The sequence below is a fragment of the Falsirhodobacter sp. 1013 genome (assembly GCF_051195255.1).
Lineage (GTDB): Bacteria > Pseudomonadota > Alphaproteobacteria > Rhodobacterales > Rhodobacteraceae > Falsirhodobacter.
This window is the reverse complement of the sequence record NZ_JBNJLK010000002.1, coordinates 402600-418851: the sequence shown is the minus strand read 5'-3', so window position 1 is coordinate 418851 and position 16252 is coordinate 402600. Positions and strand designations below refer to the sequence as shown.

The window sequence follows — 16252 nt, the reverse complement described above, 5'->3', positions numbered from 1 at the left end:
CTATTCGGAGCGCGACGATTCCGCTGCCAAGGATAGCCCCCATGCCCGCACTGACCGAGCCGAAGCTGATTGCCGGCAACGCCAACCAGACCCTTGCCAAGGCCATCGCGCGCCGCATGGCCGTGCATCGGGGCATGGCTGTCAGCCTCGTCGATGCGCGGGTTGAACGCTTCAACGACCAGGAGATCTTCGTCGAGGTCTACGAGAACGTCCGCGGCGAGGACATGTTCGTGATTCAGCCGACCTCCAACCCCGCCAATGACAACCTGATGGAACTGCTGATCATCACCGACGCGCTGCGCCGGTCGTCCGCGGACCGCATCACGGCCGTGATCCCCTATTTCGGCTATGCCCGTCAGGACCGCCGCGCCAAGGCCCGAACACCGATTTCCGCCAAACTGGTCGCGAACCTGCTGGTGGAGGCGGGCGTGGACCGCATCCTGACGCTGGACCTGCACGCCGCCCAGATCCAGGGCTTCTTCGACATTCCGGTGGACAATCTGTATTCGGCCCCCGTCTTCGCCTTGGATATCGAGCACCACTTCAAGGACAAGATGCAGGACGTGATGATCGTGTCCCCGGACGTCGGCGGCGTGGCCCGCGCGCGCGAGATCGCGAAACGCATCAACGCCCCGCTGGCCATCGTGGACAAACGTCGCGAAAAGGCTGGCGAGATCGCGGAAATGACCGTGATCGGCGACGTGGCGGGCAAGACCTGCATCATCGTGGACGACATCTGCGACACGGCCGGCACCCTGTGCAAGGCGGCCGAGGTGCTGGTGGAAAACGGCGCGACCGAAGTCCATTCCTACATCACGCATGGCGTCCTGTCGGGTCCGGCGGTGGAGCGCGTGTCGAAATCGGTCATGAAGTCGCTGGTCATCACCGATTCGATCGAGCCGACGGACGCGGTGCGCAACTGCGCCAACATCCGGATTGTGCCGACCGCGCCGATGTTCGCCCAAGCCATCCTGAACACGTGGAACGGCACCTCCGTTTCCTCGCTGTTCGAGACGGACACGCTGGTGCCCATCTATGAAGGCCTGTATTCGCGCTGAGGCGCTATTCGACGTCCCACTGATCGTCGTCGCGCATCGGGCCAAGTGCCACCCAGTCGGCCCGGATGCGCGCGATGCGCGTGTCCGACCATGTGCGGAACACCAGATCGAACCCGTCGACGCGCACGTTCTCGGCCGACAGGTCGGCCCGGAACGCCGTTTCCTGCGCCATGTCCCACATGGACACGGTCACCGTCACGACGGGAATGCCCGTGAACGTGTCGGAGAACAGGACCGGACGGCGCCGTTCCCGGGGCCCGGTGCTGGTCCACATCTCCCCTCCATCGGCGAAGTCGGTGAACATCATCTGGGACCCGCGCAGGATCCCCAAGCTTGCCGTGGAAATGATCTGTTTCATGAAGTCTTCTCTGCGTCCGGGCCAAGATAACACGGGCCGGGAACAGGAAAAGGGCCCATCGCACGTGGCGACGGGCCCTTTTTCGTCGGTATTTTTCTCAATAACCCGCCGCGGCGCGAAGGGCGATCAGGTCCGCGACCTTCTTGTCCGCCACCGCCCGGTCTTCGGGAAGCGCGGCATCGGCCAGGCTGCGGGCCTCGGCCACCAGTTCGTCGAAGATGGTCGCGTTCGTGTCTTCCACCGGGATCGCCTGTTCGGCCAGAACCGACAGCGACGGCCCCGTGGCCTCAACAAAACCACCCGTGACGGCAAAGGTCAGATGACCTTGCGGACCGATGGCCTTCAGGATGCCGGGACGCAGGGTGGTGATCGTGGGCGCATGGCCCGCCATCACCGTCATGTCGCCCTCGGCCCCCGGGATCTGCACCTCGGTCACGGGAACGGAAGACAGCTTCCGTTCCGGAGTGACGAGGTCGAATTGCAGGGTTTCGGCCATGTTGCCCCCTTACGCCGCAGCTTTGGCGAGACGTTCGGCCTTGGCTTTGACTTCCTCGATCCCGCCGACCATGTAGAAGGCCGCTTCCGGCAGGTGGTCGTATTCACCCGCAACAACCGCCTTGAACGAGGAGATCGTGTCTTCCAGCGGAACCTGCTTGCCGTCGGCGCCGGTGAAGATCTTCGCCACGTCGAAGGGTTGCGACAGGAAGCGCTGGATCTTGCGGGCACGGGCCACGGTCAGCTTGTCCTCTTCCGACAGCTCGTCCATCCCGAGGATGGCGATGATGTCCTGAAGCGACTTGTAGCGCTGAAGGATGCCCTGCACGTCGCGGGCGACCTTGTAGTGCTCCTCGCCGACGATGGTCGGATCCATCAGGCGCGAGGTGGAGTCGAGCGGGTCCACGGCCGGGTAGATGCCCAGTTCCGAGATCGCGCGGCTCAGCGTGGTGGTGGCGTCGAGGTGGGCGAAGGACGTGGCGGGCGCCGGGTCGGTCAGGTCGTCGGCCGGAACGTAGATGGCCTGCACCGAGGTGATGGAGCCCTTCTTCGTCGAGGTGATGCGTTCCTGCAGCGCGCCCATGTCGGTCGCCAATGTCGGCTGGTAGCCCACGGCGGACGGGATGCGGCCCAGCAGGGCCGACACTTCGGACCCGGCCTGCGTGAAGCGGAAGATGTTGTCCACGAAGAACAGCACGTCCGAACCCGAGGTGTCGCGGAACTGCTCGGCGATGGTCAGGCCGGTCAGCGCGATGCGGGCGCGTGCGCCCGGGGGCTCGTTCATCTGGCCGTAGACCAGCGCCACTTTCGACTCGGCCAGGTTGTCCGGCTTGATGACGCCCGACTCGATCATCTCGTGATACAGGTCGTTGCCTTCGCGCGTCCGTTCACCCACGCCGGCGAACACGGAATAGCCCGAGTGCACCTTGGCGATGTTGTTGATCAGTTCCATGATCAGAACGGTCTTGCCCACGCCGGCGCCGCCGAACAGGCCGATCTTGCCGCCCTTCGCATAGGGGGCCAGAAGGTCGATGACCTTGATGCCCGTGACCAGGATCTCGGACGTGGTGGCCTGCTGGTCGAAGTCCGGGGCGGGCTGGTGGATGGCGCGCATCTCGGTCGCGGCCACGGGGCCGGCCTCGTCGATCGGCTCGCCGATGACGTTCAGGATGCGGCCCAGCGTCGCGTCGCCCACCGGAACGGTGATCGGCGCGCCCATGTCCGTCACGGCCGCGCCGCGCACCAGACCTTCGGTCGCGTCCATGGCAATGGCGCGGACGGTGTTTTCGCCCAAATGCTGGGCCGTTTCCAGAACCAGCCTCTTGCCGTTGTTGTCGGTGGTCAGCGCGTTGAGGATCGCAGGCAGCGGCCCCTCGAACTGCACGTCCACGACGGCGCCGATGACTTGCGTCACCTTGCCCTGTGCTGCTTGTGCCATGTCGTTTCTCCGTTCGGGATCAGAGCGCCTCGGCGCCCGAGATGATTTCGATAAGCTCTTTGGTGATCGCGGCCTGACGGGTCCGGTTGTACTCGATCGTCAGGTCCGAGATCATGTCGCCCGCGTTGCGGGTCGCGTTGTCCATCGCGCTCATCCGCGCGCCCTGTTCGGACGCGGCATTTTCCAACAGCGCCGTGAAGATCTGCGTCGCTACGCCACGTGGCAGCAGATCCGTCAGGATCTCGGCTTCCGACGGCTCGTAGTCGTAATCCGTCCGCTCTTCGCCCGAAGCCTCGAACACGGCCGGGATCACCTGCTGTGCCGTCGGCACTTGGCTGATGACCGACACGAAGCGCGCATAGAACAGCGTCGCGACGTCGAACTCCTCGGCGTCGAAGCGGCTCAGCACCTCGCGCGCGATGCCTTGCGCGTGGGTGTAGCCAAGCTTCTTGGCGTCCGACATGTCGACATGGCCGATGAACAGGTGGCCGAAGTCGCGGCGCAGCTGTTCGCGGCCCTTCTTGCCGACGGTCAGGATCTTCACCGTCCGGCCCTCGGCCAGCAGCGTCGTCAGATGCTGCCGCGCCTTGCGCACGATCGAGGAGTTGAAGCCGCCGCAGAGACCGCGTTCGGCCGTCATCACGACCAGCAGATGCACCGCGTTGCGGCCCGTGCCGGCCAGAAGGCGCGGCGCGCCATCCGTGCCCTGCACCGACCCGGCGAGGCCCGCCATCACGGCGTTCATCCGCTCGGCATAGGGGCGCGCGGCCTCCGCCGAATCCTGCGCACGGCGCAGTTTCGCGGCAGCGACCATCTGCATCGCCTTGGTGATCTTCCGCGTGTTCTTGACGCTTCCGATCCTGTTTTTCAGGTCCTTAAGGCTGGGCATGCTCTATCTCCCTGCCCCGCCCTCAGGCGAAGTCTTTGACGAAAGCGTCCAGGGCCGCGCGGATCTTCTCTTCCAGCTCACCCTTCACCTTGCGGTCGTTGTTGGTGATGTCGTCCAGCAGATCGCGCTTGTCGTTCCGCAGGAAGGCCAGCAGCGCCGCTTCGAAGCGGGTGACGTCCTTGACGGCCACCTTGTCGATGTAGCCCTTGATGCCGGCGAAGATGACGCACACGATTTCCGCGTTGGTCAGCGGCGAATACTGCGGCTGCTTCATCAGCTCAGTCAGGCGGGCACCGCGGTTCAGCAGCTGCTGGGTGGAGGCGTCCAGATCCGAACCGAACTGGGCGAAGGCCGCCATCTCGCGGTACTGCGCCAGTTCCAGCTTCATCGAGCCTGCAACCGACTTCATCGCGTCCGTCTGGGCCGAGGAGCCCACGCGCGACACCGACAGACCCGTGTTCACGGCCGGGCGGATGCCCTGGTAGAACAGTTCGGTTTCCAGGAAGATCTGGCCGTCGGTGATGGAGATCACGTTCGTCGGGATGAAGGCCGACACGTCGCCCCCCTGGGTTTCGATGATCGGCAAAGCCGTCAGCGAGCCCGAGCCGAAGTCGGCGTTCAGCTTGGCCGAACGCTCCAGCAGGCGGGAGTGGAGGTAGAACACGTCGCCCGGATAGGCTTCGCGGCCCGGCGGACGGCGCAGCAGCAGCGACATCTGACGGTAGGCGACGGCCTGTTTCGACAGGTCATCGTACACGATCAGCGCGTGGCGGCCGTTGTCGCGGAAGAACTCCGCCATCGCCGTTGCGGCATAGGGGGCCAGGTACTGCATCGGCGCGGGGTCCGAAGCGGTCGCGGCGATGACCATCGAATAGGCCATGGCGCCGGTTTCTTCCAGCTTCTTCACCAGTTGCGCAACGGTCGAACGCTTCTGCCCGATCGCGACATACACGCAGTAGAGCTTCTTGCCCTCGTCTGTGCCGGCCGCTTCGTTGTAGGACTTCTGGTTCAGGATGGTGTCCAGCGCGATGGCGCTTTTGCCGGTCTGACGGTCGCCGATGATCAGCTCGCGCTGGCCGCGACCTACGGGGATCATGGCGTCAACGGACTTGATGCCCGTCGCCATCGGCTCATGCACGCCCTTGCGCGGGATGATGCCCGGCGCCTTGACGTCGGCCACGCGGCGTTCGGTCGTCAGGATCGGGCCCTTGCCGTCGATCGGGTTGCCCAGCGCGTCGACCACGCGGCCCAGCAGGGCGTCGCCCACCGGAACGTCCACGATGGCGTTCGTGCGCTTGACGGTGTCGCCTTCCTTGATGCCGCTGTCATTGCCGAAGATCACGATGCCGACGTTGTCGGTTTCGAGGTTCAGCGCCATGCCACGCACGCCACCGGGGAATTCGACCATCTCACCGGCCTGGATCTTGTCCAGACCGTGCACGCGGGCAATCCCGTCGCCAACCGACAAGACGCGGCCGATTTCGGCCACTTCGGCATCCTGACCGAAGTTCTTGATCTGCTCTTTAAGGATCGCAGAGATCTCAGCAGCCTGGATTGCCATTATCCAACCTCTTTCATAGCATTCTGGAGAGCCGAAAGCTTCGAGCGGATCGAGGTGTCGATCATGGTCGAACCAAGCTTCACGACAAGGCCGCCAATCAGCGACTCGTCAACGGCGGTTTTCAGTTTCACGTCCTTGCCGGCCTTGGCCTTCAAGGTTTCGGACAGTTTGGCGGCCTGGTCGGGCGACAGCGGCTGGGCCGAGGTCACTTCCGCCAGAACTTCGCCACGATCTTCGGAAATCATGGTGCGCAGGGCCACGATCATGCGCGGCAGCACGAACAGGCGGCGCTTGGACGCCATCACGGCCAGGCTGTTCACCGTCAGGCCCGACAGCCCCATCGCCTGCCCCACCGCGCGGATGCCGGACTGCTGTTCGGCGCGCGTGTAGACGGGGGAGGAGATCAGGTCACGCAGATCGGCACTGTCGTCCAGCGCGGAGTCGAGCGTGTCCAGATCGGATTCCAGAGCGGGGATCGAGTTGGCGTCCTTCGCCAGTTCGAAGACTGCGGTCGCGTAACGTGTCGCGATACCAGTGGAAATCGAGGCCGGTTCAGACACTTCAACCCTTTCGATGTTCTGCCCCTGCGGCGGCCAAAACCCCTCCGCAAGGCAATGGTGTGCGCATGTCGGGCATGCGTCACAGGTCGGCGTCGGAATAGCAGAGCAATAAGGGTGCCGCAACTGTGAAGCCGCCGCCGAACCTGTATTTCATGACGCATCCTTACACTCGGAGTGTCGCACGTGGCAACATGTCGCAGGCTTTGACTCGCGTTAACGAAATATTAATTCTTGACACGAACCAGGTGCGGTGCGGGAAGCGGCTTCGGGGCGCTGACGCCTTCCAGCGCCTTCAGGGGGCGCGTCACGGCCGCCTTTAGCCCGGGCTTGCGGGGGGCGTAGACCTGCTTGGACACCTCCACCATCACCACCCCTCCGGCAAGCCAGGGCGCGAACCGGCGGCCCGCCCGCTCCCACATTCCGGCCGTGCGCAGCCAGAACCGGCGGTGCGAAGGGGGCGCGAACAGGGCCGACACCGCACGTTCCGGCACGAAGGAATGGCGGCGCAGCTGCGATTCCAGCTGGTTGGCAGAATAGGGACGGCCAAAGCCGAAGGGCGTGCCTTCGGTCCGCGCCCAGAAGCCGGAACGATTCGGCACCACGAAGATCGCTCGCCCCCCCGGCCCCAGCACGCGCCAGCATTCGTCCAGAAGGTCCGGCTGCTCCTCGGACGGTTCCAGCCCGTGAAGGACCACCAGCTTGTCGACCATCCCGGTTTCCAGCGGCCAAGACGCCTCTTCGGCCAGGAGGGACACGTTCGCCATCCCTGCGGGCCAGGGCATCACGCCCTGGGGCGCGGGCATGACGGCGATGACCCGCCGCGCCTGATCCAGATAGGGACGCAGCAAGGGCGCGGCAAAGCCGAAGCCCACCACCGTCTGGCCCTTGGCCTCGGGCCACATCTCCACCAGCCGGTCGCGGATCGCCCTTTGCGCCACGCGGCCCAGTTGGGTGCGGTAGTAGAAATTTCGCAAATCCAGAACGTCGAGATACATTGCGTAAGGCGCGCGTTAGGGGAATGCTGGAACTCTAGGCGGAGACGGAAGGAATAGCCATGCCCATCGAATTGCTGACGATCCCCTGCCTTCGGGACAACTACGCCTTCCTGCTGCATGACAGCGACCGCGGAGAGGCCGTATGCGTCGACGTGCCGGAATCCGGGCCGATCATGGCCGCGCTGTCGTCCCGGAAATGGACGCTGACCCACATCCTGCTGACACACCATCACGACGACCACATCGCGGGGTTGGCGAAGCTTCAGGCCTTTTCGGACGCCAAGGTCGTGGGGGCCGCCGCCGACGCGGCCCGCCTGCCCCCGCTGGACATGGAAGTGGCCGAAGGCGACATCTTCAAGGTGCTGGGCACGCCCGTGCACGTGATCGACACGCCCGGCCACACCGTCGGCCACGTCGCGTTCCACTTTCCGGAAACGGGCCACGCCTTCACCGGCGACACGTTGATGGCCGGGGGCTGCGGCCGCCTGTTCGAAGGCACGCCCGCCCAGATGTGGTCCAGCCTGCGCAAGCTGGCGGTGCTTCCGCCCGAAACGCTGATCTGCTCCGGCCACGAATACACGCAGTCGAACCTGCGCTTCGCCCACTCTCTTGAACCGGAAAATCCAGCTCTTATCTCTCGTCTCGACACCACCGAGGAGGCGCGGGCCGATGGTCGGCCCACCGTCCCCTCGACCCTGGCCGAGGAACTGGCCACGAACCCCTTCCTGCGCGCGGACCGACCGAATCTGCGGCAGGCCGTCGGCCTCCCGGACGCCCCGGTGGTCGAGGTCTTCGCCGAGATCCGCGCAAGAAAGGATAATTTTTAGGCACTCGCGCGGCGGCCGTTCACAATTGCCTGCGCGTGGCCGCAGTTTCGCATTCCCACTTGAAGCTTTGGGCAAAGACCCGATGTTAAAGTGTACGAGGCAACGGTTGTGCGGGCCCGAACGCGCCCGCCCGGCCCGCAAGACAGGAGCACCACATCGTGCCATCGTTTTCGAACACCCTTGAGCAAGCAATCCACGGCGCTCTGGCGCTTGCGAACGCCCGTCGCCATGAACTCGCCACCCTTGAACATCTTCTGCTTGCCCTGCTGGACGAACCCGATGCGTCGCGTGTGATGAAGGCCTGCGCGGTGGACACGGACGAGTTGCGCAAGACGCTGGTCGACTTCATCGACGACGACCTGTCCACGCTGGTCACCAGCGTCGAAGGCTCCGAAGCCGTGCCGACCGCCGCCTTCCAGCGCGTGATCCAGCGCGCGGCCATCCACGTCCAATCCTCGGGGCGGACGGAAGTGACGGGCGCCAACGTCCTGGTCGCCATCTTCGCCGAGCGGGAGTCGAACGCCGCCTACTTCCTGCAGGAACAGGACATGACCCGCTATGATGCGGTGAACTTCATCGCGCATGGCGTGGCGAAGGATCCGGCCTTCGGCGAACCCCGCGGCGTGTCGGGCGCCGAGGAACATCACCACGAGACGCCCAAGGCCGAGGCCGGAGAGGCCAAGGAATCTGCGCTGTCCAAATATTGCGTGGACCTGAACGTGAAGGCCCGCAAGGGCGACGTGGACCCGCTGATCGGCCGCGAGGCCGAGGTGGAGCGTTGCATCCAGGTCCTGTGCCGCCGCCGCAAGAACAACCCGCTTCTGGTGGGCGATCCGGGCGTGGGCAAGACGGCGATTGCCGAAGGTCTGGCCTGGAAGATCATCAACAACCAGGTGCCGGACATCCTGGCGCGGGCGACGATCTACAGCCTGGATCTCGGCGCGCTGCTGGCCGGCACCCGTTACCGCGGCGACTTCGAGGAGCGGCTGAAGGCCGTCGTCAAGGAGATGGAGGATCACCCGAACGCGGTGCTCTTCATCGACGAGATCCACACGGTCATCGGCGCCGGCGCCACCTCGGGCGGTGCGATGGACGCATCGAACCTGCTGAAACCGGCGCTGGCCGGTGGCAAGCTGAGGACGATGGGATCGACCACCTACAAGGAGTTCCGCCAGCACTTCGAAAAGGACCGCGCTTTGTCGCGGCGCTTCCAGAAGATTGACGTGAACGAACCGTCGCTGCCCGATGCGATCAAGATCCTGATGGGTTTGAAGCCGCATTTCGAGGATCACCACGACATCCGCTACACCAACGACGCGATCAAGACGGCGGTGGAATTGGCCTCGCGCTACATCAACGACCGCAAGCTGCCGGACTCCGCCATCGATGTCATCGATGAAGCGGGCGCCGCCCAGCACCTGCTGTCGGAAGCCAAGCGCCGCAAGACGGTGGGCGTGAAGGAGATCGAGACGGTCGTCGCCAAGATCGCCCGCATCCCCCCGAAAAGCGTGTCGAAGGACGACGCCGAGGTGCTGCGCGATCTGGAGCCGACGCTGAAGCGCGTGGTCTTCGGGCAGGACACGGCCATCACGGCCCTCGCCTCCGCCATCAAGCTGGCCCGTGCCGGCCTGCGCGAGCCGGAGAAGCCTATTGGCAACTACCTGTTCGCAGGGCCGACGGGCGTGGGCAAGACCGAGGTGGCCAAGCAACTGGCCTCGACCCTGGGCGTGGAACTGCTGCGCTTCGACATGTCGGAATACATGGAGAAGCACGCCGTTTCGCGGCTGATCGGCGCCCCTCCGGGCTATGTCGGGTTCGACCAGGGCGGCATGCTGACGGACGGCGTGGACCAGCACCCGCATTGCGTGCTGCTGCTGGACGAAATGGAGAAGGCGCATCCGGATGTGTACAACATCCTGCTGCAGGTCATGGACCATGGGAAACTGACGGACCATAACGGCCGTCAGGTGGACTTCCGCAACGTGATCCTGATCATGACCTCGAACGCCGGGGCGTCCGACATGCAGAAGGCCGCGATCGGCTTTGGCCGCGACCGGCGCGAAGGCGAGGACACCGCCGCGATCGAGCGGATCTTCACGCCCGAGTTCCGCAACCGTCTGGACGCCATCATCTCCTTCGCGCCGCTGCCGAAAGAGGTGATCCTGCAGGTCGTCGAGAAGTTCGTGCTGCAACTGGAAGCCCAGCTGATGGACCGCAACGTCCATATCGAGCTGACCCCCGACGCTGCGAAATGGCTGGGCGACAAGGGCTATGATGACCGCATGGGGGCGCGCCCGCTGGGCCGCGTGATCCAGGAAAGCATCAAGAAGCCGCTGGCCGAGGAACTTCTGTTCGGCCGCCTGACCAAGGGCGGGGTCGTGAAGGTCGTCGTGAAGGACGACAAGATCGAGCTGGAGATCGAGGAGCCGAAAGGCCGCCTGACCAACCAGCGCCCGCCCCTTCTGACCGCCGAATAAGGAAAAGGCCCCCGAAAGGGGGCCTTTTCAATTTCAGGCCGGCGTTCATTCCGCCGGGACGTAGCCTTTGGCGCGACCCGTCTTTGCATCCACCGAGAAAGGACCTGGACCGGCCACGCAGATGTACAGGAACACGAAGCACAGGATCATCGCCAGCGAGCCGCTGTTCAGCGCCGGGAAGAAGCCCTTGCCCGCATGGCCGATGAAATAGGCGAAGGCCATCAGGCCGGACAGGATGAACGCCGCCGGGCGGGTGGCAAAGCCCACCAGCAGCAGCAGGCCCCCGATCAGTTCGATGCAGCCGGCGAACCACGGCAGCGATCCGACAGGCGGCTGCATTCCCACCGGGAAGTGCAGGATCTTCATCGTGCCATAGCTGAGAATAAGCAGACCGGCGGCGATGCGCAAAACCGACAGCATGGCCGGCTGGTAACGGGACAGATTTTCCATGTTCACCCTCTTGAAGGCGGCAGCGCCGCATGACGCCTTTGGTTACCACGGAATCCTTTCAACCCATACAAGCACCACAGCACAGAACTTGTGCGTCAGCGGAAGCGCGGCGCGGGTCCAAGCGGCAGCGGGCCGAAGCGGATCTCTCCGCCCGACAGGGTCAGCGGCAGTTCCAGCGTGTCGCCCTCGGCCATCATGCGGAACCCGCCTTCCAGCATGCCGATGCGGTTTTCAGGGATCAGCCCCGCGGACACGGCGGCGTCCAGCGCTTCCTGCCAGTTTTCCAGCCGCAGCGTCAGATCCCCGGCCGCAAAGCCGCGCCCGTCGGACACCAGCTTGCCCGTGGCCGTCACCGCCGCGTCGGCAAAGCGCATTTCGGCCTTTGTCAGCGACAGGGTGTCGATGGGCACGGCCACGGCGTCGGGCACATCCTGCACCCGTTCGGCCAAGGTGATGTCCCCTTCCACCGACAGCGCGCCGCCCGTCAGGTTCACCGGTCCGCCTTCCAGCCCCAGCCCGTCCGCCGTGACCGTCACGTGATGGGTGAAGCCGTCCCGGCGCGCACTGTCGAAGCGGAAGCCGCCCGCCCGCAGCGTCCCGTCGGCGCCCGCGGCCTGAAGCATGCCGCTTTCCACATGCAGCGCCTTGGGCGCCATCGATGGCGAAAGGTCGAACCGGCCCGTCAGATCCTGCACCGTCACGTCCAGTTGGCCGCGCGGGGTTTCCACCACCTGATGTTCCGGCAGCTTCGCGGTAATCTGGAAGGGCCACCAGCTGGGCATCGACACGGCCGCTGACGGTGTCTGCCAGCCCCAGCCCGACGGGTCCGCGATCACGATCGTGTCGGATGTCGCGCGGAAGGCGGTCGGAAAGCCCTCGATCTCCAGCCCCTGCACCTCGGCGCTGCGCCCCGCCTCGGTCTGCGCGGCGAACCAGTTTTCCACCCCTTGCCGGAAGTAGTGCGCGCCAAGGAACCAATAGCCGCTGAACGCCGCCGCCAGCACGATCAGGAGTGTCACGAGAGCCCGCATTGCACTTGTTCCTTCGGAGGTTTAGCCCAAGCCTTAACGACAGGCTTCCGAAAGGGCCAGACGATGACGGAGCGGCTTTGGGTCTTCGGCTACGGATCGCTGATCTGGGACCCGTGTTTTCCGGTGGAACGGCGGATGACGGCGCGGCTGGACGGGTGGCGGCGCAGCTTCTGCATGACCTCCCTCCATTATCGCGGCACGGCCGAGGCGCCGGGGCTGGTGCTGGCGCTGGACCGGGCGGACGGCGCCTTCTGCCACGGCGTCGCCTTTCTGGTGGAACGGGGGGCGGAGGACGTGGCGCTCGCCGCCCTGCGCGAACGCGAACTTGTGTCCGACGCCTATACCGAGATGCGCCTGCCCCTGACCGATCCCGCAGTGACCGCGCTGACCTATGTGATCGATCCGGCCAACGTACAGTATTGCCTGCACGACGTGGACACGCAGGCGCGGATCATCGCGGGGGCCGCGGGGCAGCGGGGGCCGAACCGCGACTACCTGATGAACACCGTCCTGCATCTGGACGAACTGGGCATCTCTGATGCCGAATTGCACGATCTGGCCAAACGGGTGCGCGCGCTGACGCCTTGACGGTTGGCAGGCGCAACCGCGCACCCTATCCTGACCGCGAAAAAGACAACAACAGGCGCGCCGTGGAACAACCCCTTACCGCCCTTCGTCCCGGACCGGTCACCCGCCCCGAGAACGTATTCACCCAGCCGCTGCGACAGCTCGTGGTCATGGCGCTGGTCATCCTGCTGGTGGTGGCGGGCAGCGCGCTGGCCTGGCCGCATCTGTGGCCGCTGTTCATGGCGAAGAAATGGCTGAACGGCTTCATCACGCTGGCCTTCGTGATCGGGGTCGCCACCTGTTTCGCCAGCGTGATCCGCCTGATGCAGTCCATCACCTGGATCGAGGCGTTCGTGCAGCGGCGCGGCGTGCAATCCGAACCGCCCGGCATGCTGCTGCCCTTGGCCAACATGCTGCGCTCGCGCTCCGCCAACAGCCGCATCTCGGCCACCTCCTCCCGCTCTATCCTCGATTCCGTCGGCGCGCGTCTGGATGAATCGCGCGAGGTGAGCCACTACCTGTCCAGCCTGCTGATCTTTCTGGGCCTTCTGGGCACGTTCTATGGCCTTGCCACCACGGTTCCGGCGCTGGTGGACACGATCCGCAGCCTCGCCCCGCAGGAAGGCACCACCCTTTCCGGGACCGAGGTGATGTCGGGCCTGATGAGCGGCCTGCAAAACCAGCTGGGCGGCATGGGCACGGCCTTCTCCTCCTCGCTTCTGGGGCTGGCGGGGTCGCTGGTCGTGGGGCTTCTGGCGCTCTTCGCCTCCCATTCCCAGACCCGCTTCCATCAGGAGCTGGAGGAGTGGCTGTCCTCCATCACCCGGCTGGGCTTTGCCGATGGCGAGGATGGGGGCGTGACGGGCGTTCTGGACATGATCAGCCACCAGATGGACGAGCTGCGGGACATCTTCGCGGAATCCGAAGCCGGCCGCCGCGCCAGCGACGACCGGTCGGCCCAGCTGACCGACCAGATCGGCCGCCTTCTGGCCCGCAGCGAACAGCAGGACCAGGCCCATGCCCGTCTGGCCGACGCGCAGACGGCCGCGCTGGCGCGCATCGCCGACGGTCAGGGCCGCATGGCCGACGCGATGGAGGTGTCGGCCGCCAAGGACGCGCCCCATGCCGACGCGGAATACCGTTCGCGCCTGCGGTCCATCGACAACCAGCTTCTGCGCCTGCTGGAGGAGCTGGCCGTCGGCCGTCAGGAAACCACGGCCGAACTGCGCGCCGATCTGGCCCAGCTGACGCACACGCTGCGCCAGGCCGCCAAGGGTGAGATCTGATGGCCCTGTCCCGCCGCGGCGGACGCCCGCGCGAATCCCAGATCTGGCCCGGCTTTGTGGACGCCATGACCGCGCTGCTGCTGGTGCTGATGTTCGTGCTGACGATCTTCCTGGTCGTGCAATCGGTGCTGCGCGACACCATCACGAGCCAAGGGTCCGAACTCGACCGGCTGACGGATGAGATGACGGTCCTGTCCGAACGGCTGGGGCTGGAACAGCGCCGGGGCGCGGAGCTGACCGGCCAGTTGTCCGACGCGCAAAGCGAGGCGGAACGTCAGGCGCAGCTGGCCGCCACCCTGACGGGGCAGCTGGACGACGCCACCTCCCGCATCGCCACCTTCGAGGATCAGGTCGCCTCCCTCATCGCGTCGCGCACGGATCTTCAGGCGCAGAACACCGATCTTGCCAAGGCCCGCGACGAGGCGCTGAGCCGGGAGGAGCAGCTGAACCTCGCCCTCGCCACCGCGCGGTCCGAGGTGGACGCGCAGGCCGAACAGGCCCGTCTGGCCGCCGCGCGGCGCGAGGCGATCGAGGCGATGGTCGCTGACCTGCAATCGCGCGCCGTGGCCGGAGAACAGGCCGCCACCGCCGCGCAAGCCGCCCTGACCGAGGCGGAGCAGCAGCAGATCGTGGACGGCGCCGCCGCCGAAGCCCTGCGCGCCCGCCTTCAGGAAGGTCAGGCCGAGCTGACGGCGATGAGCCTGAATCTGGAAGAACAGCGCCGCAAGGCCGAGGAAACGCTGACCCTTCTGGCCGCCGCCCAAGCCAGCGCCACCCAGACCGCCGACGAACGCGCCACGGCCCTCGCCACAGCCGAGGCGGTGCTGGCCAGCGAACGCGTCAAGGCGACGGAGGCCGAAAAGCAGACCGCCGCACTGAACGCGCAGGTGGCCGAACTGCGCGCCCAGCTTTCAGCGCTGCAACGGACGCTGAACGTGCAGGACGCCACGGGCGACGCCCAGCAGGCGCAGATCGACGATCTGGGCGGCAAGCTGAACGTCGCCCTTGCCCGCGCCGCCGAAGAACAGCGCCGCCGAGCGGAGCTGGAAGAGGCGGAACGCAAGCGCCTCGCGTCCGAGGCCGAGCAGCTGGCCCGCTACCGGTCCGAGTTCTTCGGCCAGCTCAGCCAGATCCTTCAAGGGCGCGAAGGCGTGCGCATCGTGGGCGACCGCTTCGTCTTCTCCTCGGAGGTGCTGTTCAACGTGGGCTCGGCCGACCTGTCGGACGAAGGGCGCACCCAGATCGCGGATGTGGCCGTCAGCCTGCGCGACATCGCGGCCCAGATCCCCGCCGAACTGGACTGGATCCTGCGCGTCGACGGCTTCACCGACAACCTGTCCTTGTCCGGCACCGGCCAGTTCCGCGACAACTGGGAGCTGAGCCAGGCCCGCGCCCTGTCCGTGGTGCGCTTCCTGCAGGATGGCCTTGGCTTCCCGCCCGAACATCTGGCGGCCACGGGCTTCGGGCAATACCAGCCGGTGGCCGAAGGGGACACCCCCGACGCCCGCGCCCAGAATCGCCGGATCGAGCTGAAGCTGACCGAGCGTTAATGGCAGTAAGGGCTTCGGCGGTTCGAGGGCATGTCGAAATGCATGTGATCCTCGTGATAGCCGTCGGAGCCCGGGCCGAGCGTGGTGCCGAAGATCCCGCAGCCCTTGTCATAGCTGCGGGCCATCCGCTGGCCATCGGCGCCCTTGTTCCAATCCGCCGCCACGGTGATGCTGTGGCCGTCCGTGAAGGTCAGGCCGCTGACATCGATCGCCCTGCCCCGCCCGTGTTCGCTGACCTTGGCGCCCTTCACGTTGTTGCGTCCCCGGCAGACATACCCGCCCGCCACGTCGATCCGCCGGATGCGCTGGTCGAAGCCGGGCTGAAGCACGGTTTGTACCCAGAGGTTCATCGCCTTCGCGATGGAACAGTCCAGCACCAACGGCATCGACAGCGGTATCTCCTGAACGGAAGCGAGCTGGACCGGCTCCTCGATCCCGCAGCCGTCGATGTCGGAAGTCACTGGGGTCAGCGGCTTGCCGACCAGCCCCGCCACCCCGCACAAGGCCCCCGTCGCCGGTTTGGGCGGCGAAACCACCGCCGGGGGCAGGACCAGCTTCGGCGTGGAGGTCGGCCGCGGCATGGGGCGCAGCGAATAATCAAGGGTGACGGGCGCCGCGACCGGCCGCCCGATGGGACGGGGGGAGCTTTCGGGCGCCGCCCAGACGGGTCCGGCCGCCAGCAGGCAGGCGACCAGTGCCAGGCGCCGCAT

General features: G+C 65.9%; 16 protein-coding genes. 6 read left to right on the top strand and 10 right to left on the bottom strand.

The features are described 5' to 3' along the window. Positions 1–41: 41 nt before the first annotated feature. Complete coding sequence (locus ACSHZY_RS05705; RefSeq protein WP_435166628.1) at positions 42–1058, top strand: ribose-phosphate pyrophosphokinase; 1017 nt, start codon at positions 42–44, stop codon at positions 1056–1058. A 4-nt stretch (positions 1059–1062) separates the two neighbouring features. Here the strand turns inward: ACSHZY_RS05705 and ACSHZY_RS05700 are convergent, their stop codons facing one another. From ACSHZY_RS05700 to ACSHZY_RS05670, 7 genes are all read right to left on the bottom strand, one after another. Further along, a complete protein-coding gene (locus ACSHZY_RS05700; RefSeq protein WP_435166625.1) occupies positions 1063–1416 on the bottom strand; it encodes an H-type lectin domain-containing protein in 354 nt (117 codons plus the stop codon). 97 nt (positions 1417–1513) lie between these two features. Beyond that, on the bottom strand, positions 1514–1912 hold the full coding sequence (locus ACSHZY_RS05695) for a F0F1 ATP synthase subunit epsilon (protein ID WP_435166622.1): 399 nt from the start codon (positions 1910–1912) through the stop codon (positions 1514–1516). Between the two features lie 9 nt (positions 1913–1921). Beyond that, positions 1922–3349, bottom strand: a complete 1428-nt coding sequence (atpD, locus tag ACSHZY_RS05690; RefSeq protein ID WP_435166619.1) for a F0F1 ATP synthase subunit beta — start codon at positions 3347–3349, stop codon at positions 1922–1924. A 19-nt stretch (positions 3350–3368) separates the two neighbouring features. Then, positions 3369–4238 carry a F0F1 ATP synthase subunit gamma gene (locus tag ACSHZY_RS05685; RefSeq protein WP_435166616.1) on the bottom strand — a complete coding sequence of 290 codons (870 nt, stop codon included), beginning with the start codon at positions 4236–4238 and terminating at the stop codon, positions 3369–3371. 22 nt (positions 4239–4260) lie between these two features. Further along, the gene (gene atpA / locus ACSHZY_RS05680) at positions 4261–5799 is read right to left on the bottom strand and encodes a F0F1 ATP synthase subunit alpha (protein WP_435166614.1); all 1539 of its coding nucleotides are present in this window, start codon (positions 5797–5799) and stop codon (positions 4261–4263) included. Next, positions 5799–6359 carry a F0F1 ATP synthase subunit delta gene (locus ACSHZY_RS05675; RefSeq protein ID WP_435166612.1) on the bottom strand — a complete coding sequence of 187 codons (561 nt, stop codon included), beginning with the start codon at positions 6357–6359 and terminating at the stop codon, positions 5799–5801. The genes atpA and ACSHZY_RS05675 overlap by 1 nt, the downstream gene beginning before the upstream one ends. A gap of 224 nt (positions 6360–6583) precedes the next feature. Next, entirely contained in the window at positions 6584–7354 is a 771-nt protein-coding gene (locus ACSHZY_RS05670; protein WP_435166609.1) for a class I SAM-dependent methyltransferase, read from the bottom strand. 59 nt (positions 7355–7413) lie between these two features. Here ACSHZY_RS05670 and gloB point away from each other — a divergent pair, with 59 nt between their 5' ends. Then, positions 7414–8181: a hydroxyacylglutathione hydrolase gene (gene gloB / locus ACSHZY_RS05665; protein WP_435166606.1), complete on the top strand. Its 768-nt coding sequence runs from the start codon at positions 7414–7416 to the stop codon at positions 8179–8181. Positions 8182–8339: 158 nt separating this feature from the next. After that, positions 8340–10658 (top strand): ATP-dependent Clp protease ATP-binding subunit ClpA, encoded by a 2319-nt coding sequence (gene clpA, locus ACSHZY_RS05660; RefSeq protein ID WP_435166603.1) that lies wholly within the window; start codon positions 8340–8342, stop codon positions 10656–10658. A 45-nt stretch (positions 10659–10703) separates the two neighbouring features. Here clpA and ACSHZY_RS05655 read toward each other — a convergent pair whose 3' ends face one another. Next, complete coding sequence (locus ACSHZY_RS05655) at positions 10704–11108, bottom strand: DoxX family protein (RefSeq protein WP_435166600.1); 405 nt, start codon at positions 11106–11108, stop codon at positions 10704–10706. Between the two features lie 95 nt (positions 11109–11203). Continuing rightward, positions 11204–12127 carry a DUF2125 domain-containing protein gene (locus ACSHZY_RS05650; protein WP_435166597.1) on the bottom strand — a complete coding sequence of 308 codons (924 nt, stop codon included), beginning with the start codon at positions 12125–12127 and terminating at the stop codon, positions 11204–11206. 75 nt (positions 12128–12202) lie between these two features. Here ACSHZY_RS05650 and ACSHZY_RS05645 point away from each other — a divergent pair, with 75 nt between their 5' ends. The 3 genes from ACSHZY_RS05645 to ACSHZY_RS05635 all read left to right on the top strand — a co-directional run bounded on the left by ACSHZY_RS05645 (position 12203) and on the right by ACSHZY_RS05635 (position 15542). Then, complete coding sequence (locus ACSHZY_RS05645) at positions 12203–12727, top strand: gamma-glutamylcyclotransferase (RefSeq protein WP_435166595.1); 525 nt, start codon at positions 12203–12205, stop codon at positions 12725–12727. A 149-nt stretch (positions 12728–12876) separates the two neighbouring features. Then, positions 12877–13992, top strand: a complete 1116-nt coding sequence (locus ACSHZY_RS05640) for a biopolymer transporter ExbB (protein WP_435166941.1) — start codon at positions 12877–12879, stop codon at positions 13990–13992. Beyond that, on the top strand, positions 13992–15542 hold the full coding sequence (locus tag ACSHZY_RS05635) for a peptidoglycan -binding protein (RefSeq protein WP_435166592.1): 1551 nt from the start codon (positions 13992–13994) through the stop codon (positions 15540–15542). Before ACSHZY_RS05640 ends, ACSHZY_RS05635 begins: the two co-directional genes overlap by 1 nt. Here the strand turns inward: ACSHZY_RS05635 and ACSHZY_RS05630 are convergent. After that, positions 15539–16252 (bottom strand): extensin-like domain-containing protein, encoded by a 714-nt coding sequence (locus ACSHZY_RS05630; protein ID WP_435166589.1) that lies wholly within the window; start codon positions 16250–16252, stop codon positions 15539–15541. The genes ACSHZY_RS05635 and ACSHZY_RS05630 overlap by 4 nt on opposite strands.

Coding starts and splice junctions, on each gene's coding strand:
- atpD (WP_435166619.1), bottom strand. CDS start 3,349: ATGGCACAAGCAGCACAGGGCAAGGTGACGCAAGTCATCGGCGCCGTC.
- ACSHZY_RS05695 (WP_435166622.1), bottom strand. CDS start 1,912: ATGGCCGAAACCCTGCAATTCGACCTCGTCACTCCGGAACGGAAGCTG.
- atpA (WP_435166614.1), bottom strand. CDS start 5,799: ATGGCAATCCAGGCTGCTGAGATCTCTGCGATCCTTAAAGAGCAGATC.
- ACSHZY_RS05700 (WP_435166625.1), bottom strand. CDS start 1,416: ATGAAACAGATCATTTCCACGGCAAGCTTGGGGATCCTGCGCGGGTCC.
- ACSHZY_RS05685 (WP_435166616.1), bottom strand. CDS start 4,238: ATGCCCAGCCTTAAGGACCTGAAAAACAGGATCGGAAGCGTCAAGAAC.
- ACSHZY_RS05705 (WP_435166628.1), top strand. CDS start 42: ATGCCCGCACTGACCGAGCCGAAGCTGATTGCCGGCAACGCCAACCAG.
- ACSHZY_RS05655 (WP_435166600.1), bottom strand. CDS start 11,108: ATGGAAAATCTGTCCCGTTACCAGCCGGCCATGCTGTCGGTTTTGCGC.
- ACSHZY_RS05640 (WP_435166941.1), top strand. CDS start 12,877: ATGGCGCTGGTCATCCTGCTGGTGGTGGCGGGCAGCGCGCTGGCCTGG.
- ACSHZY_RS05670 (WP_435166609.1), bottom strand. CDS start 7,354: ATGTATCTCGACGTTCTGGATTTGCGAAATTTCTACTACCGCACCCAA.
- ACSHZY_RS05645 (WP_435166595.1), top strand. CDS start 12,203: ATGACGGAGCGGCTTTGGGTCTTCGGCTACGGATCGCTGATCTGGGAC.
- gloB (WP_435166606.1), top strand. CDS start 7,414: ATGCCCATCGAATTGCTGACGATCCCCTGCCTTCGGGACAACTACGCC.
- ACSHZY_RS05635 (WP_435166592.1), top strand. CDS start 13,992: ATGGCCCTGTCCCGCCGCGGCGGACGCCCGCGCGAATCCCAGATCTGG.
- ACSHZY_RS05630 (WP_435166589.1), bottom strand. CDS start 16,252: ATGCGGCGCCTGGCACTGGTCGCCTGCCTGCTGGCGGCCGGACCCGTC.